The 1,227-nt window shown below is 28.3% G+C and carries 1 protein-coding gene; it reads left to right on the top strand.

Features of this window, described 5'->3' with window-relative positions:
* Positions 1-82: 82 nt before the first annotated feature.
* Positions 83-1,227, top strand: a 1,145-nt coding sequence (locus tag V7161_RS30290; protein ID WP_335716463.1) for a glycosyltransferase, incomplete at its 3' end; no start/stop codon positions are given.

Genomic DNA, 1,227 nt, shown 5'->3' with positions numbered 1-1,227 from the left:
GTTCAATACTTATTTATGGAATATATATAAATATTCTAAGGAAACTTAAAGCCAAATTTACAAAGAGAAAGTAAGTGGGTCCATGAAAAAAAGACTATTATTTGTAATTGATTCACTAACCATTGGTGGTGCTGAAAAAAGCTTAGTTTCGTTATTAAATATGTTAAATTCATCAAACTATGAGATTGATTTATTGTTGTTTAAAAAAGGAGGGGACCTGGAAAAATATTTACCTAAGTTTGTGAATATTTTACCTCTCCCGGATTATTTTGTGTTTTTAAATGGAGGCAAATACTCTCTCCTAAAAACATTTATATACTTTAAATACAGAATTAAAACTTCAATACTATTAAGGATTAATAAGTTCGGGCGAAGATTTTTGCATGGTGAACAAGTAGTTTTTAAAAGCATAAAAAAGGTACTTAACCCGATTGAGAAAGACTACGATGTAGCTATAGCCTATAATCAAGGAATGCCTACTTATTTTGTTGCTAATAAAGTTAAAGCAACAAAAAAGTTAGCCTGGATTAATACAGACTATGTTAATGCATCATATAACAAAGATGTTGATTTTGAGTCATATAAAAAAATTGATCAAATTATTGCAGTTTCACATTATATTAAAGATTCAGTATCTAAGCTTAGAAAAGAATATAATAGTAAGGTTGAAGTAATTTTAGATATAGTAGATCCTGAAATGATATATAAAATGTCTTCAGAATTTAATGTAGATGAATTTAAACAACCATTGGTAAACATATTAACAGTTGGAAGATTAGTTAATGTAAAATCGTATGAAACTGCCATCGATGTGGCAAGGCAATTGAAAAACTCTGGTTATAAATTTAAGTGGTTTGGAATTGGTGAAGGCCCAGAGAGAAAAAAACTTCAAAGTTTGATTGATGAGTACGGCATAAATGACTGTTTTGAATTACTCGGCAAAAAAATTAATCCATACCCATACATGAAAAATTGCAATATCTATGTTCAAACATCCAAAAAAGAGGGATTTGGTCTTACTGTTTGTGAAGCTAAAATATTAAAAAGACCTATCGTATGCGCTAATTTTCCAACAGCAAAAGAAATAATTAATAATGAAGTCGATGGTTTATTAGTAGAGCATGGAATAGACAGTATTTATAAAGGTATAACAAAATACTTAGAAGATAATTCATTTTTAAACAAAATTACTAAAGAATTGAATGTTCAAGAACCATATAGTTCAAT

Origin of the sequence: Neobacillus drentensis, from assembly GCF_036965425.1 — a bacterium.
GTDB classification, from domain to species: Bacteria; Bacillota; Bacilli; order Bacillales; family Cytobacillaceae; genus Neobacillus; species Neobacillus drentensis_F.
The sequence above is the reverse complement of the archived record's forward strand: the minus strand, read 5'-3'. Positions and strand labels throughout refer to the sequence as shown.